Origin of the sequence: Paenibacillus sp. S25, assembly GCF_019454085.1 — a bacterium.
GTDB lineage: Bacteria > Bacillota > Bacilli > Paenibacillales > Paenibacillaceae > Paenibacillus > Paenibacillus polymyxa_B.
Window position 1 is genome coordinate 15001 of the sequence record NZ_CP073683.1, and the last position, 22649, is coordinate 37649.

At 46.4% G+C, this 22649-nt stretch carries 24 protein-coding genes, 2 rRNA genes and 1 riboswitch (1 of these 27 running past the window's edge); of the genes, 24 read left to right on the top strand and 2 right to left on the bottom strand.

All coding sequences use genetic code 11. The annotated features are described in order from the left end of the window. The 3 genes from KAI37_RS00055 to KAI37_RS00065 form a co-directional block, all read left to right on the top strand. Positions 1-1812, top strand: a 23S ribosomal RNA gene (locus KAI37_RS00055) (it extends 1119 nt beyond the left edge of the window). A gap of 152 nt (positions 1813-1964) precedes the next feature. Next, positions 1965-2081, top strand: a 5S ribosomal RNA gene (gene rrf / locus KAI37_RS00060). A 234-nt stretch (positions 2082-2315) separates the two neighbouring features. Continuing rightward, positions 2316-2735, top strand: coding sequence for a hypothetical protein (locus tag KAI37_RS00065; protein WP_013308104.1), 420 nt, complete (start codon positions 2316-2318; stop codon positions 2733-2735). A gap of 377 nt (positions 2736-3112) precedes the next feature. Here the strand turns inward: KAI37_RS00065 and KAI37_RS00070 are convergent, their stop codons facing one another. Continuing rightward, a complete protein-coding gene (locus KAI37_RS00070; protein WP_025720154.1) occupies positions 3113-3640 on the bottom strand; it encodes a hypothetical protein in 528 nt (175 codons plus the stop codon). A 400-nt stretch (positions 3641-4040) separates the two neighbouring features. Between KAI37_RS00070 and KAI37_RS00075 the strand changes: the two genes are divergently transcribed. The 10 genes from KAI37_RS00075 to rsmI all read left to right on the top strand — a co-directional run bounded on the left by KAI37_RS00075 (position 4041) and on the right by rsmI (position 12056). Further along, positions 4041-4226, top strand: a complete 186-nt coding sequence (locus KAI37_RS00075; RefSeq protein ID WP_023986422.1) for a sigma factor G inhibitor Gin — start codon at positions 4041-4043, stop codon at positions 4224-4226. A gap of 144 nt (positions 4227-4370) precedes the next feature. Beyond that, complete coding sequence (locus tag KAI37_RS00080; RefSeq protein WP_220030524.1) at positions 4371-5954, top strand: aminotransferase class I/II-fold pyridoxal phosphate-dependent enzyme; 1584 nt, start codon at positions 4371-4373, stop codon at positions 5952-5954. Between the two features lie 103 nt (positions 5955-6057). Further along, positions 6058-6705 (top strand): dTMP kinase, encoded by a 648-nt coding sequence (gene tmk, locus KAI37_RS00085; protein WP_013308107.1) that lies wholly within the window; start codon positions 6058-6060, stop codon positions 6703-6705. Positions 6706-6779: 74 nt separating this feature from the next. Continuing rightward, positions 6780-7109 carry a cyclic-di-AMP receptor gene (locus KAI37_RS00090; RefSeq protein ID WP_007427998.1) on the top strand — a complete coding sequence of 110 codons (330 nt, stop codon included), beginning with the start codon at positions 6780-6782 and terminating at the stop codon, positions 7107-7109. A 197-nt stretch (positions 7110-7306) separates the two neighbouring features. Continuing rightward, on the top strand, positions 7307-7750 hold the full coding sequence (locus KAI37_RS00095) for a YaaR family protein (protein ID WP_013308108.1): 444 nt from the start codon (positions 7307-7309) through the stop codon (positions 7748-7750). 245 nt (positions 7751-7995) lie between these two features. Further along, complete coding sequence (gene holB, locus KAI37_RS00100) at positions 7996-8991, top strand: DNA polymerase III subunit delta' (RefSeq protein ID WP_071639002.1); 996 nt, start codon at positions 7996-7998, stop codon at positions 8989-8991. 138 nt (positions 8992-9129) lie between these two features. Beyond that, on the top strand, positions 9130-9930 hold the full coding sequence (locus KAI37_RS00105) for a PSP1 domain-containing protein (protein ID WP_071639003.1): 801 nt from the start codon (positions 9130-9132) through the stop codon (positions 9928-9930). 27 nt (positions 9931-9957) lie between these two features. Further along, entirely contained in the window at positions 9958-10332 is a 375-nt protein-coding gene (gene yabA / locus KAI37_RS00110; RefSeq protein ID WP_025722558.1) for a DNA replication initiation control protein YabA, read from the top strand. A 90-nt stretch (positions 10333-10422) separates the two neighbouring features. Beyond that, entirely contained in the window at positions 10423-11178 is a 756-nt protein-coding gene (locus tag KAI37_RS00115; RefSeq protein ID WP_220030525.1) for a tRNA1(Val) (adenine(37)-N6)-methyltransferase, read from the top strand. Beyond that, positions 11175-12056 carry a 16S rRNA (cytidine(1402)-2'-O)-methyltransferase gene (gene rsmI / locus KAI37_RS00120; protein ID WP_220030526.1) on the top strand — a complete coding sequence of 294 codons (882 nt, stop codon included), beginning with the start codon at positions 11175-11177 and terminating at the stop codon, positions 12054-12056. The genes KAI37_RS00115 and rsmI overlap by 4 nt, the downstream gene beginning before the upstream one ends. Positions 12057-12180: 124 nt before the next feature. Here rsmI and KAI37_RS00125 read toward each other — a convergent pair whose 3' ends face one another. Beyond that, entirely contained in the window at positions 12181-12435 is a 255-nt protein-coding gene (locus KAI37_RS00125; RefSeq protein WP_007428005.1) for an AbrB/MazE/SpoVT family DNA-binding domain-containing protein, read from the bottom strand. 331 nt (positions 12436-12766) lie between these two features. On the opposite strand from KAI37_RS00125, the gene KAI37_RS00130 reads away from it, so the two are divergent. The 11 genes from KAI37_RS00130 (at position 12767) to spoVG (ending at position 22599) form a co-directional block, all read left to right on the top strand. After that, on the top strand, positions 12767-14050 hold the full coding sequence (locus KAI37_RS00130; RefSeq protein ID WP_076294542.1) for an HD domain-containing protein: 1284 nt from the start codon (positions 12767-12769) through the stop codon (positions 14048-14050). Between the two features lie 42 nt (positions 14051-14092). Then, complete coding sequence (locus KAI37_RS00135; protein WP_220030527.1) at positions 14093-14863, top strand: TatD family hydrolase; 771 nt, start codon at positions 14093-14095, stop codon at positions 14861-14863. 201 nt (positions 14864-15064) lie between these two features. Further along, positions 15065-15347, top strand: a riboswitch (cyclic di-AMP (ydaO/yuaA leader). A 271-nt stretch (positions 15348-15618) separates the two neighbouring features. Then, positions 15619-16767, top strand: coding sequence for a resuscitation-promoting factor (locus KAI37_RS00140; RefSeq protein ID WP_220030528.1), 1149 nt, complete (start codon positions 15619-15621; stop codon positions 16765-16767). Between the two features lie 146 nt (positions 16768-16913). Then, the gene (rnmV, locus tag KAI37_RS00145; protein ID WP_013308117.1) at positions 16914-17459 is read left to right on the top strand and encodes a ribonuclease M5; all 546 of its coding nucleotides are present in this window, start codon (positions 16914-16916) and stop codon (positions 17457-17459) included. A gap of 7 nt (positions 17460-17466) precedes the next feature. Next, entirely contained in the window at positions 17467-18351 is an 885-nt protein-coding gene (gene rsmA, locus KAI37_RS00150) for a 16S rRNA (adenine(1518)-N(6)/adenine(1519)-N(6))-dimethyltransferase RsmA (protein ID WP_071639008.1), read from the top strand. Positions 18352-18406: 55 nt separating this feature from the next. Then, entirely contained in the window at positions 18407-19303 is an 897-nt protein-coding gene (gene yabG / locus KAI37_RS00155) for a sporulation peptidase YabG (RefSeq protein ID WP_023986432.1), read from the top strand. 201 nt (positions 19304-19504) lie between these two features. Next, a complete protein-coding gene (gene veg / locus KAI37_RS00160; RefSeq protein ID WP_013308120.1) occupies positions 19505-19786 on the top strand; it encodes a biofilm formation stimulator Veg in 282 nt (93 codons plus the stop codon). A gap of 162 nt (positions 19787-19948) precedes the next feature. Next, positions 19949-20128 carry a small, acid-soluble spore protein, alpha/beta type gene (locus KAI37_RS00165; RefSeq protein WP_007428013.1) on the top strand — a complete coding sequence of 60 codons (180 nt, stop codon included), beginning with the start codon at positions 19949-19951 and terminating at the stop codon, positions 20126-20128. Positions 20129-20272: 144 nt separating this feature from the next. Then, entirely contained in the window at positions 20273-21127 is an 855-nt protein-coding gene (gene ispE / locus KAI37_RS00170; RefSeq protein WP_025723213.1) for a 4-(cytidine 5'-diphospho)-2-C-methyl-D-erythritol kinase, read from the top strand. A gap of 181 nt (positions 21128-21308) precedes the next feature. Then, positions 21309-22136, top strand: coding sequence for a pur operon repressor (gene purR / locus KAI37_RS00175; RefSeq protein ID WP_071639009.1), 828 nt, complete (start codon positions 21309-21311; stop codon positions 22134-22136). Between the two features lie 175 nt (positions 22137-22311). Beyond that, positions 22312-22599 carry a septation regulator SpoVG gene (spoVG, locus tag KAI37_RS00180; RefSeq protein WP_007428016.1) on the top strand — a complete coding sequence of 96 codons (288 nt, stop codon included), beginning with the start codon at positions 22312-22314 and terminating at the stop codon, positions 22597-22599. Positions 22600-22649: the final 50 nt, after the last annotated feature.

The window sequence follows — 22649 nt, forward strand, 5'->3', positions numbered from 1 at the left end:
GCAGCCACCATTGAAAGAGTGCGTAATAGCTCACTGGTCGAGTGACTCTGCGCCGAAAATGTAACGGGGCTAAACACACCACCGAAGCTATGGCTTGATGCTTATGCATCAGGGGTAGGGGAGCGTTGAATGCGGGTTGAAGGTGTACCGTAAGGAGCGCTGGACTGCATTCAAGTGAGAATGCCGGTATGAGTAACGAAAAGATCTGTGAGAATCAGATCCGCCGAAAGCCTAAGGGTTCCTGAGGAAGGTTCGTCCGCTCAGGGTAAGTCGGGACCTAAGGCGAGGCCGATAGGCGTAGTCGAAGGACAACAGGTCGAAATTCCTGTACCACCGTAATCCGTTATGAGCGATGGGGTGACGCAGTAGGGTAGTGACGCGGACTGATGGATGTCCGTCTAAGCAGTGAGGCTGGTGTGTAGGCAAATCCGCACATCGTTAAGGCTGGGCTGTGATGGGGAGCGAAAATTGTAGTAGCGAAGGTCATGATCTCAGACTGCCAAGAAAAGCCTCTAGCCAGGAGAAGGTGCCCGTACCGCAAACCGACACAGGTAGGCGAGAAGAGAATTCTAAGGCGCGCGGAAGAACTCTCGTTAAGGAACTCGGCAAAATGACCCCGTAACTTCGGGAGAAGGGGTGCCTCGGTAGGGTGAATAGCCCGAGGGGGCCGCAGTGAAAAGGCCCAAGCGACTGTTTAGCAAAAACACAGGTCTGTGCGAAGCCGCAAGGCGAAGTATACGGGCTGACGCCTGCCCGGTGCTGGAAGGTTAAGGGGAGTGGTAAGCCCTTCGGGGCGAAGCTATGAACCGAAGCCCCAGTAAACGGCGGCCGTAACTATAACGGTCCTAAGGTAGCGAAATTCCTTGTCAGGTAAATTCTGACCCGCACGAATGGCGTAACGACTTGGGCGCTGTCTCAACGAGAGATCCGGTGAAATTTTAATACCTGTGAAGATGCAGGTTACCCGCGACAAGACGGAAAGACCCCATGGAGCTTTACTGCAGCTTGATATTGAATTTGGGTACGATCTGTACAGGATAGGTGGGAGCCGTTGAACTTTGAGCGCCAGCTTGAAGGGAGGCATCCTTGGGATACCACCCTGATCGTATCTAGGTTCTAACTTGGTACCGTGATCCGGTGCGAGGACAGTGTCAGGTGGGCAGTTTGACTGGGGCGGTCGCCTCCTAAAGAGTAACGGAGGCGCCCCAAGGTTCCCTCAGAATGGTTGGAAATCATTCGAAGAGTGCAAAGGCAGAAGGGAGCTTGACTGCGAGACCTACAAGTCGAGCAGGGACGAAAGTCGGGCTTAGTGATCCGGTGGTACCGCATGGAAGGGCCATCGCTCAACGGATAAAAGCTACCCTGGGGATAACAGGCTTATCTCCCCCAAGAGTCCACATCGACGGGGAGGTTTGGCACCTCGATGTCGGCTCATCGCATCCTGGGGCTGAAGTAGGTCCCAAGGGTTGGGCTGTTCGCCCATTAAAGCGGTACGCGAGCTGGGTTCAGAACGTCGTGAGACAGTTCGGTCCCTATCTGTCGTGGGCGTAGGAAATTTGAGAGGAGCTGTCCTTAGTACGAGAGGACCGGGATGGACGTACCGCTGGTGTACCAGTTGTTCCGCCAGGAGCACCGCTGGGTAGCTATGTACGGAAGGGATAAGCGCTGAAAGCATCTAAGCGTGAAGCCCCCCTCAAGATGAGATTTCCCAGTATGTAAGACCCCTTGAAGACGACGAGGTAGATAGGTTGGGGGTGGAAGTGCAGTAATGCATGGAGCTGACCAATACTAATCGGTCGAGGGCTTATCCTAAAAATAAAACGCAAATGAGTTTCGGATCCAGTTTTCAGGGTGTAACCTTGAAAGTATGTACAAGTGACATACGACAAGCGCATGGCTATTCATTCACACGATAAGTGATGAACCGAATAACCGTACGGTAGAGTTTGCGCAGCAAATTCATGTTTGGTGGCGATAGCGGAGGGGTTCCACACGTACCCATCCCGAACACGACCGTTAAGCCCTCCAGCGCCGATGGTACTTGGACCGCAGGGTCCTGGGAGAGTAGGACGTCGCCAAGCAACAAGTAAAGAGGACCATGATCTCAATGAGATTATGGTTCTTTTTTTGCATATACGTATATTTTAGAAATATCCTTACAAAAGGAAGGTAACATTTTTGTTACGGAATGTAAGAGTAAACCCTGTATAATATAGGTATTGAATCCCATACACACACGCTGCATTATTGCAGAATTATGCAAACTCCATCATAGGATTTTGTATAGTCAATCAGGCTGGTAAGGAGGGAAGATCATGCGGCGAAATAAATGGCTTGCTCTATTGGTGCTATTCAGTGTCGCTGTCGCGATTCTTACCGGGTGCGTGGAGGAGGAGCCTTCTTGGACATCGTTTGAGGGTGCTGCCAACGAGAAGACGTTTCCGGTTCCCAAAGAAGCTAGTAAAACCGATCGGGCCAGCAGTAATTCGGACATGGACTATGTTCGCTATGCACTGCCAGCGTTGAAGGAAAGTGATAGTCTACCTGCTCCTTATCTAGAGGAGATTGCAGCTTGGGGCTGGACTGAGGAACCGAATTTATCCACCTCGAATCAGAAGGTGTTTCAGAAAAATAAACACATGGTGCATTTGTCTGTGCATGATGGTTCTTTTACTGTATTGGTTCCAAAAGACAGAAAGGCTGTTGTGAAGAGCAAAAGCGTGGATCTTAATTAGGGACACGGTTTTCAACCGAGTAAGCAGCATAGGATTTATTGTAGATCATATTTTTAGTAAACTCATAGCGTATTGTATGCTGTGTATAATGATGAATGAAGAGATCGGATATGGGGAAGCACTCAGAACTGCCGTTGAGTAGGGAGTGACTTCCTTTTATATATTTGCATGTTGATCAAATGCTCTACATGAATAACGAGGATAAAGATGAGGAAAAGTTTACTTGATAAGATAAGAGAATAAAACGATTAGAGTTGTTAAGTCACAAAAAAAGGAGTAACCGGTTGAGGTTGCTCCTTTTTTATTGCTTCGGTCTATATGGTTGTAGGTTAGTTCAGACCTGAATTTTCTATCTGTACGGATATGAGTGGTTAAATTTACTGTTGATAATATGAGGCATCTTCATCGGTAAACTTCAACATGCCGTCTTTTCTCTCGCCTGTAAGCCGACTGAGGATGTATAGACGCGGTGCAATAAGCCATAGATGCCAGAAGAGTAAGGATACAGTAAAGGCTGGTGGAGACCAGAGAATGAATACGGCTGACAAGCAGACACCGATCCAGAGTGTATGTATGTGCACACGACGAAAGATGCTATAGCCTATGTACTGGTCTGTCATATAGCCTAGCCAAGGTAATTTACGATGGAATGCCCAGCGTTTGCGGAAGGATGTTCCGCCACCGATGTATAGGACAGATCGTGAGATTACGAAGTGTACCCATAGGGTTAGGAAAAAGGCAAGAGCAAACAAAAACACGCTAGTCCAGGAAAAGGCAAGAAGCAGAAAGAGAAGCATAATAATAGGTAATGTGATGTGACTCCATATTAGTTGACGCGGTATACTGATTTTTTTAATGAGCTTGTAGTGATAGTAGGTAGCTTTGGTTCCGGTTTCCTCTGTCATGCGAACAGTCCTTTCATTAATCTACTGCATCACAAGTGGCTTCCCGTCCACAGCCGGAAAAAGGGACGGTACTTCGCTCATGCCGCTTTAAATAAGCATTTAATCGTTTTTGTAGAAATACAGAATGATCAACATCCAGTGTTAGCTAGCCTACTCTATAATTACTGGAAAAGCTATCACTGATGAAGTGTTCAAGGGCTCCGATGAAAGGGTATCCATACATAAGAGCTTTTCTTATTATATCGGCATAGATGGCTGTTTTTTAAACATACGGGGTACAAACACCATAATGGCCCAAAAGGAATATATATAGAGTATATCGTCGAACTGGGCTATGAAAAGGTTTAAAATAGTAGAAAGTGCCCCATACTAATAGTAAAAGAAACAAGGTGGGATGGATATGCATGATCAAGGCGGCCACCGCTGTATTATATGCGGGCAGCACAAGCATGAAGGCATTTTTATCGTTTCCGAGTTTATCTGTGATACGTGTGAAGCTGAAATGGTGCACACGGATGCAACTGATGCCAAATATCATTTTTTTATTGATCAATTAAAGCAAATCTGGGTACAGAAAAATGCATAATATCCTTTGCTAATTAGTCTTTAAAGGATTGGCATTCCAAGGTCTGTCGATACGGGCCTTTTTTTCTGTGAGTAAAAGTAGGATTCCGCTTGATTTTACGATAAAATAAGGTAGATATAAAGCTTTGTTTGGAAGGATTGCAGAATGATGGGGAAAAAGGCGGTACATGCACCATTAATGGAAGCTCTAATACGTTACCGGACTCAGGGCAATGCTTCTTTCCATGTACCCGGTCATAAAAATGGACAAGTATATGAGCATGAAAATATTGCGTCTTTGTTGCAAGAAGTGATGTCTATTGATGCGACAGAAATTTCTGGACTGGATGATTTGCATCACCCAGAAGATGTGATTCGTGAAGGGCAGGGACTGGCTGCAAGGTGCTTTGGTGCTGAAGAGAGCTTTTGGCTAATTGGAGGAAGCACGGTCGGTAATTTGGCTATGATTTTAACTGTATGTACGGAGCCAGGAGATCTGCTGCTGGTACAGAGAAATGTACACAAATCTGTCCTGAACGGTCTCATGCTGTCAGGGGCTAACGCGGTATTCCTGGATCCGGAAATAGATACACTAAGCGGACTGGCGGTTGCCCCAACGACGGATACAATAAAGGCTGCACTGAAGGCCTATCCTTCGGCTAAAGGGGTGTTACTTACACTACCTAATTACTATGGGATGGGGCATGACCTGACGGCAACGGCTAAGGCCTGTCATGCAGCCCATGTGCCGCTATTGGTAGATGAGGCACACGGTGCCCATTTTGGGTTGCATCCTCGTTTGCCAGCCTCTGCGCTATCCTGCGGGGCAGATGTAGTGGTCCAGTCGACACATAAAATGCTTCCAGCCATGACCATGGGGGCCATGTTACATGTGCAGGGAGAGAGAATCCATCGGGAACTGCTTCGTCAGCGGTTGGCGATGGTGCAGAGCTCTAGCCCTTCTTATCCGTTAATGGCTTCACTGGATTTGGCAAGATGGTATATAGAGGCGTATGGAGAGGATGCTTTTACAGTGGGCTTAGCGGCTGCAGATGCTTTTAGAAAGGGCATGGAGCAGCTCCCACGCTTTCGCTTGCTAGAACCTACACAGCAGGAACTAGAGGGGAGAGACGCTCACAGGGGAATCTCTGAGGTCCTAGAAAGGGCTGAGGAGGGAATAAGCGGATATTCATCCCAGGATCCTTTTAAATTGGTGCTGTATGATACATGGGGGATACTGGATGGGTTTGGACTCAAGCATGAGTTAGAGACTTACGGATGTGTTCCAGAGATGAGCGATGAAAAACATGTTGTCTTATTGTTTACGTTAGGCTCTACAGCTAAGGATGCGAGTCACCTGTTGCAGGCTCTTGTGCATATAAATAATGATATAAGATTTAAGGAGACGGCTGGTGAGCCGGGGGCAACGGAAAAAGAGCCGCAAAGACTCGAATTAGATTTTTCCACGTGGAACAATGATAGAATGAAGGGATACTCTAGTCCGGTTCCGTTTGGGCTTCGACCGATTAGCCCGGATCAGATGGAGACCGTGCCTGTAGAGGAATCCGCTGGCAGGGTAGCGGCTGAAATGATTATCCCGTATCCTCCAGGTATTCCTCTGTTATATACAGGAGAAACGATCACAGAAGCGATTGCACTGCGGATGAGTCGTCTACGTGAGTTGGGAGCCAAGTGGCACGGGATAGCAGATGAAGGTATGCTTACAATTCGGGTATTCCGTTTACAATAAAGATTAGATACTAGAGACTTAACAAATACAGAAGACTGAATAAAAGAAGCATACGTAGCCTGTGGGTGACTTTTATTTTTCAGGCAGGAAAGCAGGGAATAACATGAATCGCAAAGGCATTTTTATCACACTAGAGGGGGGAGACGGCTCCGGTAAAACAACTATGATTCAACGGCTGGCGAAGTTTATGGAGGAAGAAGGCTATCCAGTCATCACGACGAGGGAGCCGGGTGGCATCGAAATTTCCGAAAAGATTCGCTCTATCATTTTGGACCCTGCTCATACCAGTATGGACGCTCGAACAGAGGCACTTTTATACGCAGCGGCGCGGCGTCAGCATTTGGTGGAGAAGGTAAAGCCGGCTATTGAACAGGGAGCTATCGTATTATGTGATCGTTTTGTGGATAGTAGCTTGGTCTATCAAGGATTTGCAAGAGGGATCGGAATTGAAGAGGTAGCTTCAATTAATCGCTTCGCGGTGGATGATTGGGAGCCGGACGCCACATTTTATCTGGATATTGAGCCCGAATTGGGATTGGCAAGAATTAATGCGTCACGAGGAGCAGAAATGGACCGCCTCGACATGGAGAGTATATCGTTTCACCATAAGGTGCGAGAGGCATATTTGGAGTTGGCTCGCAAATTTCCGGAGCGAATTACAATTGTTGATGCATCTCCGGCGCCAGAGCAGGTGGAGCAAGTATTGAAGGATTTGCTGAAAAAGCGGTTTGTTCAGAATTTTAGCATATAATTGTCGAAGGATATACGGTAAAATTGAGCTAGGGACAAGGTTGTCTCTAATATGACTTGAAGGAGGAATACAGGATGAAGCTGATTATTGCGATTGTACAGGATAAGGACAGTAATAGATTATCCAGCGGACTGGTGAAAGCTAATTTCCGTGCTACCAAATTGGCGAGCACAGGAGGATTTCTGCGTGCAGGTAATACGACATTTATGATCGGTGTTGATGACAATCAGGTGGACTCATTAATGAACGTCATTCGCAGCAGTTGCAAGGTTCGTGAACAGCTGGTCACACCCGTTACCCCTATGAGCGGGACGACGGATTCCTATTTACCGTTACCTGTTGAAGTGCAGGTGGGTGGAGCGACGGTATTCGTGATGCCTGTAGACCGTTTCGAGCATTTCTGAATCTACACAATAGGGCCTATTCTGCCGATATGATAGGGGAATCGCCTGTATCTTCTCACATGATGGGAGTGAGGGCAGATCCACTAAAACGGCAGCGCTATAGCGCAGTCCCCGGAAAGCCGAAGGAACCCTGAGTTCTAGTTTGAACTGTTCATGAAGGGGGAAAGTGGAAGCATCCGGGGAGAAAGCAGGTTTATATGAAAATAAATCCGGGCTATCGCCCTTTACAAAGTACATTGTCTACAAATGAAATGAGTGCAAAGCCAATTCAGCCCAAGAGCTTCTCCGACGTTATGCAGCAAAATGGGGAGCAGGCTTCGCAGGAGGAATTGAATCGGCGCTTTAAGGAAATACAAATGCAGGGAGATCGTCTTGCACGTTCAATGACGATTCGTGAGCTGAAGGCTTATAAGATGCTGGTTAAACGGTTTTTGGAAGATACAGTTCGGCGAGGCGTGTCCATGAAGGATACAAAGGGCTGGGATCGCCGGGGACGCAGCAAACGTTATAAGCTGATTGATGAAGTGGATGAGCTATTGCTAAAAATGGCGGATGAGCTGCTCGAAACCGAACAAGGCAAGATTGAGCTTTTGCAAGGGGTCGGTGAGATCAGAGGATTGCTGATTAATCTCTCATTTTAATGCAGACTTATGTTATAAATGAATACAGACGGGCTGTTGCCACGAGAAATAATCTGCTTGCTGATCATGCTGGCAGATTATTTTTGACTATGTATATGTGGGCAGACGTGATACGGAAATAGCAGCTGTTACCCCAAAAACAAGGATTTGAAGTTGGAATCATGAAAATAGCAACAAAGTTTGCCCAGAAGAACAACGGTTTGCTGAGGGATCACAGTTGTTTTCAGTGGAGAAAGTGAGGAAATATGTCTTTTCAAAATATAATGGGCCAGGATGTAGCCAAAAAAATGCTGCAAAGTGCACTGCGGAATCATACGGTCAACCATGCCTATGTTTTTAGCGGGCCGCCGGGAAGCGGGCAGATGAACATGGCGCAGATCTTTGCTAAGGCTTTATTTTGTGAGCGACAGACGGATGATGCATGTGGGGAGTGCTTGTCATGCCGTAAGGTAGAGCACGGGAATCATCCAGATTTGCATATTGTAGAGCCGGATGGAGCTACGATTAAAATTGATCAGATTCGCGGGCTTCAACGTATATTTTCTTACAAATCTGAAAGCTCCAATCCGAAGGTATATATCATTCGGCAGGCGGATACCATGACAGTGCAAGCTGCTAATAGCCTACTTAAATTTCTAGAGGAGCCCCAGATTCCAGTGGTCGGCATACTCATTTCTGAAAATGGACAGGCGTTGCTGCCTACGATTCAATCACGGACGCAGCAGGTTCCTTTCCACGCTTTACAGCCGGAAGTGATGATGCAGGCGTTAATTGGGGAAGGCTATACGGCAGGGCTTGTCCGGTCAGTCGTTCATATTGCTTCAGGACTGGAATCATGTAGAGAAATTCTCCAGCAGAATTGGTTTGCAGAAATTAGAAACGTAGTGTTACAATTAGTGAAGGAGTCCATGAGTCGGGGGAGCTCGTCTATTATTCTGGCTCAACAGAAGATTTTTAAAACTGGACTTTCTGAACACCTGGATATTCTGTTTCATCTGTTTCATTTGTGGTTTAAGGATATGCTTCATTTCCGTTACGGAAGGCACGAAAGCATTGTTTTCATAGATCATTTGGAGTCCGTCTCCAAATTGGCAATCACCCGCAGCACGGAACAATGGGTCTCTTATATGGATTTGGCCGCGAATTGCAGGAAGAAGCTCCGTTTTCACGTCAACGGGCAATTATGCGTGGAGCAGCTTCTGATTGGGTTGTCCGATACAAGCGGTTCTATCACCGGCTAACAGGAAGGCGCGCTTGTTCCACTCTGCACAATCCGCGACGCCAGGTTCCCGGTTTGTGCGACAGTGAGACTTCAATTGCGGCCATTCGTACAATGTCGGCTTCAAATGAGGTTTAGTGGCATACAAGGGGGTTAATTTTTGTATAGTGTAGTGGGTGTCCGTTTCAAGAAGGCGGGCAAGACTTATTATTTTGATCCGCTGGACCTTCCAGTGGAGAAAGAAAACTGCGTCATTGTAGAGACCGCGCGCGGTATTGAATATGGCAAGGTTGTAGTGGGCAAAAAAGAGGTAAATGATTCGGATGTTGTCCTGCCCTTAAAAAAAGTCATTCGTATTGCTGGGGATGATGACGCTCTTGTTGTAGAAGAGAATAAAGTGGCGGCCAAGGATGCATTCGGCACGTGTTTAAATAAAATTAAAGACCATGGCCTTAAAATGAAGCTGGTAGATGTAGAATTTACATTTGACCGCAATAAGATCATTTTTTATTTTACGGCAGAGGGTCGGGTGGATTTTCGAGAGCTTGTAAAGGACTTGGCCAGTATTTTTCGTACACGGATCGAGCTGCGGCAGATCGGCGTACGGGATGAGGCTAAAATGCTTGGCGGAATCGGACCTTGTGGACGTATTCTGTGTTGCTCCTCATGGCTGGGGGATTTTGAGCCGGTATCTATTAAGATGGCGAAGGATCAGAGTTTGTCGCTGAATCCGACGAAGATTTCCGGGTTGTGCGGGAGATTGATGTGCTGCCTCAAGTTTGAACATGATAACTACGAAAGCATGCGAGAAGAGCTACCTCAGGTGGGTAAGATGGTTATCACCTCTTTGGGAGAAGGTAAAGTCGTAGGTGTGAATGCAGGTCATCGCACGGTGCATGTTCAACTGTTTGAGATCAGTAAGGTCAAGGAACTTCCAATGGACGATGTAGTCGTCAAGTAAACCATTAGGTTGCTTCGGGGTGGAAACTTGGATAAATTAAATGTTTTTGCGCGTATTCACGAAATGGAAACCCAAATGGGACAGTTGCATAGCGATCTGGGTGAATTGAAACTGGCAGTAAAAGAGCTGCTGGAGGAAAATCAACGACTAACGATTGAAAACGAACAGGTGCGCAAGATGCTCAAACGTGAAACCTCTGGAGAAGAAAAGACGGCAAACAAGCCGAAGCTTCCTCCTCCGATCGTCATTAAGGATGAAGGGCAAACGGGTGAGGTCGTCGGCGAAGGCTACGACAATCTAGCAAGGCTGTATCATGAAGGATTTCATATATGCAACGTGTATTACGGACATTTGCGAACGGAAGGCGATTGCCTCTTCTGTCTGTCATTTTTGAATAAATAAAAACAAGCCGTAGGAGCAAGATGCCTACGGCTTTTTTGTAAGGAAGTATGAGTGAAAAGCGATTTTGGTTATAAAAGACGGGAGAGCACTATGGACGAAAATGAAAAGAAGTCTGAACGAATTGATGATTTGCTTTCACATAATTTGCGCATTATTCAAAGTGAGGAAGTATTCAGCTTCTCGATGGATGCGGTCTTGCTGGCACGTTTTGCCGGTATTCCGCAGCGTGGAAAGATTCTGGATCTGTGTACTGGCAATGGGGTTGTCCCGTTGTTGCTAACGACACGAACAAAAGCGTCTATTGAAGGAATTGAGATTCAACCACGCTTGGTAGATATGGCTAGACGTAGTGTCAGCTTGAATGGATTAGAAGCAGCAATTCAGATTCGGGAAGGGGACCTACGTGAGCTGGTTCACATCACGGGACATGGTGTTTATGATGCAATTACCGTGAATCCCCCCTATATGCCGCTAAATGGTAGCGATATCAAGCTAAATCCTCACCAGGCAATTGCCCGTCATGAAGTGAACTGTACACTGGAAGAAGTCATTCAGGCATCCACCCGGCTTGTCCGTAATGGGGGAAAAGTATCCATGGTTCATCGCCCGCAGCGATTGGGTGAGATCATAACCTTAATGCGTAATAACAGTTTGGAACCCAAACGAATACGTTTTGTTCACCCAAGAGTTCATATGGAAGCCAATATGGTACTGGTCGAAGCATTACGTGACGGCAAACCGGAGGTTCGTCTGTTGCCTCCGCTCATTGTATATCAGGAAAATGGGAATTATACTCAGGAAATAAGAGATATTTATGGAGAAGTAAGCAAGGGGGATTCTGTGTGAAAGCAGCTGTACAAAAAAGCTTTAGTGTCCGCGAAGAAGAACGGGGAAAGTTGTATCTTGTTGCAACACCCATTGGGAATCTGGACGATATGACCTTTAGGGCGATTAACACCTTGAAATCATGCAGTATTATCGCTGCCGAAGATACGCGTCAGACACGCAAACTGCTCACCCATTTCGAAATTACACCGGATATGCTCTTCAGTTATCATGAACATAATAAGGCTGCCAGTGGGCCTGAACTGATACGTTATATAATAGAAGGAAAAAATTTGGCACTGGTTAGCGATGCAGGTCTACCGGCCATTTCTGACCCTGGTTCGGATTTGGTCAAACTGGCACTGGAAGCGGGAATTAGCGTCATTCCTATCCCAGGAGCAAATGCGGCACTATCGGCTTTGATTGCTTCAGGACTGGATACAGAAAGGTTCACCTTCGCTGGCTTTCCACCACGGGAGAAAAAGGACCTAGAGAAGCTGTTGCTATCTTTTCAGGTATCTCACGGCACAATTATTTTTTATGAATCGCCTCATCGCATTGTGAAGACATTGATGGTGTTGAAGGAAACATTAGGTTCACGCAAAGTGGTGCTTGCGCGTGAGCTGACCAAGCTGCATGAGGAATGGGTGCGAGGAACCGTGGAGCAATGTCTTGCTAAACTAGAGGAGAATCCGCCGATTGGTGAATATTGCCTGGTGGTTGAAGGAAAAGACGAAGAGGAAGAGGAAAAGGAACGTCAGGCGTGGTGGCAGTCCTTATCTTTGGAGTCCCATGTCGCACATTACGAGGCAGAGGGACTTACACGCAAGGATGCAATGAAGCGTACAGCCACAGATCGTTCAATCTCCAAAAGAGATGTTTACAACGCACTCTTATGAATATCTGTCTGAACAAAAAAGGGCCTTCCAACGGTTGGGTTCAAACCGTGGAAGGCAACAAGGAGTATATATGAAAAAGGTTAGAATTAACAATATCTGATAAGTCTATTATATACTAAAATTCTCAGTTTGTCACAGGTGTTGGGATTTCAGAAATGCAATCTTGGCAAACAATTTTCCCTTTGAAGTAAATTACGTTCTCAGCATTGCCGCAGAAGATACAAGCTGGCTCGTATTTTTTAAGCATGATGCGTTCGCCATCAACATAAATTTCCAAAGCGTCTTTCTCTCCGATTCCCAGGGTACGGCGCAATTCGATTGGAATAACAACACGTCCGAGCTCGTCAACTTTTCTTACAATACCAGTGGATTTCATCATAATAAATCAGGCTCCTCTCGCCGTTTAAAATAATATAAGTGTCATGATTCGACAAAATTTTCTCTTTTCTGATATTTACTATACCAACGATTCCCAAAACAGTCAACCTTAAAAATGTAGTAACAGTCTGATTATGCAAAAGTATTTAGATTAAAGAGCTTTATTCATGTGTATTGCCTTATCTTATTGATGATTTATTCAGTTTGTCGATTTGGAAATGTCGAAAAACTATAATTCGACATATTACGACAAAGAATGTCGAATGAGGGGAATCATTTAGGATTTTATTGTATTTTAATCCATTATTCCGAATATTAAAGGAGCTGATATCTTGCACCAGCCACTCAGTGAAGAAAAAGTTTTTAAAGACCCGGTACATAATTACATCCATGTTCAGGATACTGTGATATGGCGGTTGATCAACACGCCGGAGTTCCAACGTTTACGGCGCATACGGCAGTTAGGCACATCGTATCTTACGTTTCATGGAGCGGAGCATAGCCGTTTTTCACATTCATTGGGTGTATATGAGATTACGAGACGTATTATTTCTCAATTTGAACGTGGAGATTTCCCAGATTGGCCGAAGGAGGAAAGGCTGGTTGCGCTGTGTGCAGCTCTATTGCATGATGTGGGGCATGGCCCATTTTCTCATTCAATTGAGGAAGCCTTTCATATGAACCATGAGGATTGGACATGCCGCATTGTACTGGGAGACACGAAGATCAACGCTGTGCTACGGCAAGTCGACGACAAGCTTCCACAAAAGGTGGCTGCGGTTATAGCCAAAACGTATGATAAGCCGATTGTTGTCAACTTGGTAACCAGTCCGCTAGATGCCGACCGTATGGATTATTTGTTGCGGGATGCTCATTCGACAGGTGTCAACTACGGCACGATTGATTTGGATCGTATTTTACGACTGCTGCGTCCTCATAATGGGAGAATTGTTGTAAAGGAATCAGGCATGCATGCAGTAGAAGATTATTTAATGTCACGCTATCAGATGTATTGGCAAATTTATTTTCATCCTGTAACACGCAGCTCGGAAATCCTTTTACGTAAAATTTTCAAGCGAGCAAAGGAATTGTTTAAAAACGGATATGAGTTTGGTTTTCTGCTGGACCCGCTACCGGACCTGTTGAAAGGAGAGCTTACAGTAGAGCAATATCTGATGCTCGACGAGTCATTAATCCAGACCGTATTTAGCCAGTGGAAACGAGAAAAGGACGATATTTTAAGCGATTTGAGCAGTCGTTTTATGGACCGTAGATTGTATAAATATGTAGAGATTGAAAATATGGATACAGATACCATTGACAGTATTAGAGAAGCTTTGAAAGAGGCTGGTTTGCACCCTGAATATGATTTTGAAATTGATTTTCCGACAGATCTTCCTTATGATGTGTTTCGGCAGGGTGGCTCGACGGACAACCAGATTTTACTGCTTGGACGTCAGGGCGAGGTGAGTGAAATATCCGAAGTTTCGGAAATTGTGCGCTCAATAAGTGGTATTCACCGAGGAAAATATCATATGTATTTCCCCCAGAATAAATTGAACGCGGTAAAAGACAGACTTCCTGCCGAAATAAGGAATTATTTTGTCAAAGAATAGACAACTATATAGAAATATAAGTAAAAAAAGGAGATGTAAACCTTGGATTTATTCGACACCCATACTCACTTGGATGCACCACAATTTGACGAAGATCGTGAAGAAGTTATAGCACGTGCTGTCGAATCAGGAGTAACGCGGATGATCAACATCGGATTTAATCGTGAGACCATTCCATCCACTATGAAATTGGCTGAGACATATGATTTTATTTATGCGGCAGTTGGATGGCATCCGCAGGATGCGAATACAATGCAAGAGGGCGATTTAGAATGGATTGCATCGTTATGCAGTCATAAGAAGGTTGTAGCCATTGGGGAGATTGGTCTGGATTATTATTGGGATACTTCACCGAAGGATGTTCAGCATCGGGTGTTTCGAAATCAAATTGGTCTGGCTCGTGAGCTCAAAATGCCCATTGTTATCCATAACCGGGATGCGCATGAAGATATTGTTAGGATTTTGCGCGAGGAAAAAGCGAGTGAGATTGGCGGAGTCATGCACTCCTTTTCGGGTAGCTGGGAGACAGCCAAAATGGTGTTGGATATGGGATTTCACCTTTCCTTCGGTGGTCCAATAACGTTCAAAAATGCCAAGCAGCCAAAAGAGGTGCTCGCACAGGTGCCGCTGGATCGTCTACTCATTGAAACGGACGCTCCCTACCTGACGCCGCATCCGTTCCGCGGGAAGCGAAATGAGTCCGCACATGTGAGACTGGTAGCAGAGACCGCAGCCCAAATCAAAGGGATTACAGTGGAGGAATTAGTGTCAATAACGACCCGAAATGCCTTGGAACGATTTGACATTCAATGAAAAAGTGAAGAAATCGATCAAAATAAAGAGATAGACGAAGCTAATCATGAATTTGTTGCAGGAAACTCGAGAATATTACAATATTTTAACCGAATATTTTAAAAAATGTACTTGAAACCTGCTTTACAACATGCATAGAAACAGGATATCATCTTTTCAGTGAATTGTTGTTTGAATGTAAACATCAACAAGTCATTTCATGAACCAGTCTCGCTGAGTCCCTTTTACAGGGAACGGGGGAACCGATATGGCTTACAGTACGTCCGGCGTATGTGCAAGAAGGGAACGTCTCTTCCGCCAGCCGGCTCGACCGAAATTCTTTTCCAGGATGGGATTGAATAGGTGGAGGAGCCGTATTTCGATTTCTTTCTGGGTCTTCGGGGTGAATGTGAAGGCGACCGCCATGAGCGGTTGACCCAAGCTAGGGCGACTCTCTACGTCCGAACCCGACAGCTAACCCCGTAAGCGTAACAAGAGAGAAGCCATCTCGTGCATGAGTTTTCCCGCATATTCACACATGCCGGAAGCCACGAAAGAGCTCTCTAGTCTCTTTCTCTGGCTTTTTTTGTTGTGAATAAAAGAAAATCTGTCATCATACTGTGGTTAAACAGGGGAGGACAGCATGCCGCGAAGACGGGTACATGGTGCAGGACAGTCGCAGTTTGGGCTTGTCTTGTAGAAAATCTGTTATAGTCACGTCAAATCTCAACTATGTCTTACTCCAGACGGCGGGCTATGTAAGGAGGACGGAGGAAATGGGCATTTTCCAAAAAGAGGAGACCCATGAGTCACGCTCATCCAGCATGTCTTACGTATTGCGTTGGAAGCAAGAGAATGTGCGCCAGGCTGCCTTGGTTGCTATTTTTCTAATCGCGCTAACGATTATGATTTCAATTCTGATGTACACGCAATCTAAAAAACAAGTCTTTTTTGTCATCGATGGCAAGGCATCTGCGGTAGAAACCCGGGAATCCAAGCTTCAAGATTTGCTGAGCGAGCATTCCATTTCACTTCAGCCGCATGATACAGTTTCCATGCCGCTAAATGGAGCAGTACAGGATGGGGATCGCGTAGTCATTAAACGTGCCAATCAAGTTAAAGTATCTTCAGGCAATGAGACGAAAAAGCTGTACACAACAGAAAATACAGTAGAAGGTGCCATTCGTACCTCGGGCTATAAATTATCCTCAACGGATAAAGTTTATCCTGCGTTGGATGCCTCTGTTTCGTCTAACATGGACATAAAAATCGTCCGTGTGAAGAAACAGCAGGTCGAACAGAAAAAACAGGTGCCTTATCAGGTCATCAAAACGGCCGATCCGAGTCTTTATAAAGGCGATAATCGGGTCATTCAAAGCGGCAAATCGGGTGTGGTAGTCCAGCACGTTCAAAAGGTATACCATGATGGAAAGTTGGTATCCAAACAGCTGGTAAACAAGGAAGTTGCACAGAATCGTGTGGATAAGGTCATTGCTGTAGGAACGAAGAAAAAACCGGTCGTTCTTGCTGCTTCCGTCGGTCCCAATGATGCGGTTAAGGCAACAATGGTTAGTTCGGGCAGTGCTGTCCGTAAAGCAGGCGTAAATTTTAAATATAGCAAAGTTTTACAAAATGTCTCCATGACGGCGTATTCCTCACAGGAGCCAGGGATCGGTACACGTACTGCATCCGGCGCACGTGTCACGGAAGGACGCACCATCGCTGTCGATCCGAGTGTAATCCCAATCGGCTGGTGGGTCTATATCGAAGGGGTGGGCTTCCGCCGTGCGGAGGATACCGGTGGCGCGATTAAAGGTCACAAAATCGATGTGTATTATGAGAGTTTAAGCCGAGCCAACCAATTTGGTCGTAAGCACGGTAAAACCGTATATGTTATCGGACCCGTAAAGCCTGAAATCAACTAAAACAGGTTGTGTATGTTGAGGGCAATGCGATAGTATTAACAACATAGTTATGCCATGCTAAGAAGAGGATATCCTCTTCTTATTTTGTTTTCAAAAGCAGGGAAAGATAAATATAGCTTGCTTTGTAGCAGTGGAGGGAAACGCAAATGATCAAGGAAGTGATCGTGGTAGAGGGCCGGGATGATACGGTGGCCATTCGCCGCGCTGTTGAAGCGGATACGATAGAAACTGGCGGCTCAGCCATTAATAAAATGACGCTGCGTAAAATTGCATTGGCGCAGGAGCGGCGGGGGGTCATCATTTTAACCGATCCTGATCATGCAGGGGAGCGCATCCGTAAGATTATCGCTTCCAAGGTGCCTGGCTGCAAGCAGGCCTTTATACCCGAGGCAGAAGCGACGCGCAAAGGAGATATTGGCGTGGAGAATGCCTCACCGGAAGCGATCAGACACGCTCTTGCACGGGTCCATACGACAGTGGAAGGCGCCGACCCGCTGATTGAGTGGGCGGACCTGATTGATGCTGGACTCATCACCCATCCCAATGCTGCTGCACGCCGTATGGCCTTAGGGAATGTGCTGGGTATTGGTTATTGTAACGGAAAGCAGCTACATAAACGGCTCTCTGTATTTCAGATCAGCCGCGAGGAATTTGCCGGGGCGCTGGCACAAATTGAAAGTGAAGGATTGTGATATCTATATGACAGGGATTCAAGATATAGCAACACCGCGGCGTACGAAGGACATTATTCAACGGCACGGTTTTTCGTTCAAAAAGAGTTTGGGACAAAATTTCCTGATTGATCAGAATATTCTCAATAAGATTGTAAATGCTGCCGGATTGGATGAGACAAAGGGCGCACTTGAGATCGGTCCTGGGATTGGTGCTTTGACCGAGAAGCTGGCCCAATCGGCCAAGGCAGTTACCGCTGTCGAGATTGACCAGCGGCTGCTGCCAATTCTCGAAGAAGTGTTGGCCCCTTACGAGCATGTGAAGGTACGTCATGGAGACGTGTTGAAGCTGGATTTGCGCGAGGTGTTCGCAGCCGATTTTGCAGACGTGAGCAAAGTAAGTGTTGTGGCTAATCTACCGTACTACGTTACTACACCGATTCTGATGAGGCTGCTGGAGGACAAGCTCCCTTTGGAGAATATCGTTGTTATGATTCAAAAAGAAGTGGCTGAGCGCATGGCTGCGTCTCCTGGGACGAAGGATTACGGTAGCCTGAGCATTGCGGTCCAATATTACAGCGAACCTGAATTAGTCTGTATTGTGCCGAATACAGTATTTATTCCCCAGCCGAATGTGGAGTCTGCAGTCATCCGATTGCGTGTACGGGAAGCCCCTCCAGTGGAAGTGGTGGATGAGAAGCATTTCTTTGAAGTGGTTCATGCTGCTTTTGCCCAGCGTCGTAAAACCATTTCTAATAACTTAAAAAGCCGTTTCTTCACCAAAGAGAACAGGGACACGCTGGAGCCGTTGTTGCAACGAGCTGGTATTGAACCCTCGCGTCGAGGAGAAACGCTAAGTATTGAGGAATTTGCGCGTCTAAGCGCTGTGCTGTTGGAGGCAGGTATATCCTAAGCTGGAACCAAACTGTGCGTTCACCCATACGATATAGGAGGGGTGATACAGTGTGATGAGTTTAGGAGACTTGGTCGTTCGGAAATCGTACGGCGGAGATGTCACGTTTCGTGTTGAGGACATCCAGCGGGATAAAGCGATCATTAAGGGAATAGAATTTCGGCTGCTGGCCGATTCCCCGGTGAACGATCTGGTCAGAGTGCCTGCAGACCAGATTAGCGGTAAGACTCAGCAGGCCCACATTAAGGCTGGTGAGTCTCTTAATCTGTTGCAACGGGCACGCCAGCAGCAAGCTGCTCGTAGTCAGGCAGCTCTGGTTGGGGACTGGAGTGATCCGGTCGAGTCAACGTATTTTGAAATGCCGGGAAAGGTTCTTCATCTGGATGGAGATCCCGGCTATTTGAAAAAATGTCTCAGTTTATATGAACAGCTCCGTGTTCCTGCAGAGGGACATCACGTTCACGAATCGGCAATGGCGGACACGTTGTACCGACTGCTTCCCCGTATCCGTCCAGATATCGTAGTCATTACCGGACATGACGGTGTGCTGAAGCAGCCACAGCCTTACGATTTGTACAGCTTGAAAAGTTATAAAAATTCGCAAAATTTTGTGGCGGCGATTCAGGTAGCAAGACAATATGAACGTCATCTGGATTCGCTGACGATTGTAGCAGGGGCGTGCCAGTCCCATTTTGAGGCGCTGCTACGTGCGGGGGCGAACTTCGCCAGCTCACCAGGGCGTATCCTGATTCACGCGCTGGACCCCGTTTACGTGGCTGCCAAGGCGGCCTTTACTTCGATCCGTGATACGGTCAACATGGGGGACCTGTTTCACCAGACAATCAGCGGCAGTCGCGGAGTGGGTGGAATTGAAACTAGGGGAAGCTATCGCATCGGCCTGCCGAAGCTTGAAAATTTGTCTACGCTTAAAGTAACGCCTTCCGCAATCTAGGATTCAAATGTGCCAATAGGATTAATCTGAACAAAAAGCCTCTGCTTTCAGAGGCTTTTTGTCATTTTTTATATAAATTATTCCTGTTCGCAAAAAATTAAATTGACAACTTATTTTTCGTGTTGCTATAATATTTAGCTTGATTTGACAATCCCTCTAAAATTCGTTATAATGGACAAGGAAAGAGGTGGTCGTTAGGCAATGGCTAAAAATACGCTGTTGGAAATCAAACGCAGTCTCGACGCACATGTAGGGCAAAAAATTTTGCTGCGGGCTAACGGCGGACGCCGTAAGACCGTCGAACGAACTGGTGTCTTGGAAGAAACGTACCCTTCTGTTTTTATCGTCAAGCTGGATCAGGAGCAACAGACGTTTAAACGTGTCTCCTACAGCTATGCTGACATTCTTACCGAGTCGGTGGAAGTCAGCGTATATGATCCCGACTCCCATACAAGTGTAGTCGAATATTTTGAAACACCTTAATTGATTTCGTGATTTATACCAGCTTTGCAGGTTTAACGATGGCTTCGTCATTTCAAATGACGGGGCCGTTTTGTATATACAGAGCAGGATGAAGCATGACATCTCTGCACATACTAAGCCGGGAATGATCTTCCTTATTCCATTGCCGAAGGAGGCGTATGTATGAGCCGAAGAAGACGGAGTGTCATGTCGGAGGAGCTAAAGTACGAGCTAGCCAAAGATCTTGGGTTTTACGACACGGTCAAGGAAGAAGGCTGGGGAGGCATTAAAGCCAAGGATGCGGGCAATATGGTCAAGCGGGCTATCCAACTTGCCGAGCAGGCAGCTTCCCGCAAATCGTAACCATCGGTGGTGCTGATGAAAAGCGGGGATATCCGGGATTAGACCGGGTCATCTCCGCTTTTTTGAACCTCATGACTTGACACGCTGAGTCTGATATAATATGTTAAGCTGTCTTGAGGGAAAAGTTGAAGGTGGGTGAACGCCTTGAAAATATATGAAAAAGCACCGGCGAAAATCAATTTAATGCTTGATGTTCTACGTAAGCGGGACGATGGCTATCACGAGGTCGAGATGATTATGACCATGGTCGATCTTTCTGACCGATTGACGATGTCTGAGTTACCGCGTGATACCATTATTATTTCAAGTCAAGCCGGGTACATACCATTGGATGAAAAGAACTTGGCTTTTCAGGCTGCGCGTCTGATCAAAGAACGTTATAACGTGTCTACGGGCGTCCACATCCATCTGGATAAGCATATCCCGGTGGCGGCAGGGTTGGCGGGTGGAAGTAGTGATGCTGCCGCAGCGCTGCGTGGACTGAACAAGCTATGGAAGCTTGGCATCTCGGATGCAGAATTAAGGGTGCTGGGTGCTGAGTTGGGCTCAGATGTACCTTTCTGTATTACAGGGGGTACAGCTTTAGCGAGCGGACGCGGAGAACTGCTCAAGCCACTTCCGAATCCGCCACAATGCTGGGTGATCCTTGCGAAGCCGCCGATTAATGTGTCGACGGCTGAAGTATATGGTCGTGTCAAAGCAGATCAGATTACGCACCACCCGTCTGCCCGTCAGATGGAGCATGCAATCCGCAACGCTTCTTTTACCGAAGTATGCAACGCGCTGGGGAATGTACTTGAGGATGTAACACTAAAGCTGTATCCAGAGGTAGAGCATCTTAAAAGTTCCATGATCCGCTTAGGAGCAGACGGTGTGCTGATGTCAGGTAGTGGACCTACGGTGTTCGGACTGGTATCGAAGGAAGCCAAAGTGCCACGGATTTATAATGGACTAAGAGGTTTTTGTAAAGATGTGTACGCAGTACGACTTTTGACCTGATTTTAGATAATTTTTTCTTATTATAGTGGTAATTGTTGTACAAATACGTACGAAGATGATATATTTACTATTAAATATTCGGATTTTACTATATCACTTACATTCCGCCAGCAACCGGCCAGTCCGCCGGTGCTTTACTGTACAAAGCGGGCGGCAGGAGAATAGATCGCGAGGAATTGTTGTGAAAAAACTTAAAAGAAGCTCACGATTGGTGGAAATGACGCAATTTTTATTGTCACGGCCGCATACGCTGGTGCCTCTTACTCATTTTGCGGATCGCTACGGGGCAGCTAAGTCGTCCATAAGCGAGGATTTGGCCATCATCAAGGAAGTATTTGAGGATGAGGGTACTGGCGAGCTTCTGACGCTGGCGGGAGCGGCAGGGGGCGTGAAACTGATCCCGAGGCTTTCCAAGCAGCATGCGCTTGCGTTTGCGAACGACCTATGTGGGCAACTGGAGCAACCTGACCGCATATTACCGGGAGGATACCTGTATTTGTCCGATTTGCTGGGCCAACCTGCGATGATGAACGAAGCTGGTAAAATATTTGCGACCGCTTTTGCCAATCGTCAGATTGATGTGGTTATGACGGTGGAGACCAAGGGTATTCCACTTGCCTATGCAACCGGAGCACAGCTGAATTTGCCAGTCGTTCTCGTACGGCGTGATCATCAGGTGACAGAAGGCTCGGCTGTAAGTATTAATTATGTTTCAGGATCACAAAAGAGCCTGCATACGATGTCTTTATCCAGACGTGCGATGCGTGAGAAATCGCGTGTGCTCATCGTAGATGATTTTATGAAGGCCGGTGGCACGATTCAGGGAATGGTCGACTTGTTGGCTGAGTTCGATGCTGAGGTGGCCGGTGTAGGTGTGCTGGTAGAATCAGGCGAGGTGGAGAACGAAGAGCGCCTGCTGCACGATTATATTTCACTGGCGAATCTGACCGCAGTCGATTCTCGAAGCAAGCAAATTACAGTCAAGCTGGGCAATTATTTTGATGAGTGAACAGGGCAGTAAATTGTCACAATCCATCATAAAATACCTAAATATGTCGAAAAGAAATCTTTTCAAAAAAATTACCTGAATTTAGGATACGAATTGCCGAAAAAAAGAAGGATTTCGAACTGCTGTGTGGAATGTATACACCAAGTCCTATTTGGAAAAAGGTGGTGAAACACACATGCAGATTACGGATGTTAGACTCCGCCGAGTGAACTCAGAAGGAAGAATGAAGGCGATTGCATCCATTACGATTGATAATGAGTTTGTTGTTCATGACATCCGAGTTATCGACGGTAATAACGGGATGTTCGTAGCTATGCCAAGCAAACGAACTCCAGACGGAGAGTTTCGCGATATCGCTCACCCGATATCTTCAGGAACCCGTGAGAAGATCCAAGCTGCTGTATTGACTGAGTACGAACGTGCAGCTGTGGATGAAGAAGTTGCTATTGAAGAAGGCGCTTAATTCGCCTAAAGCAGGATTGGGGTACAAAAGAAAAAGAGAGCCACTAACTG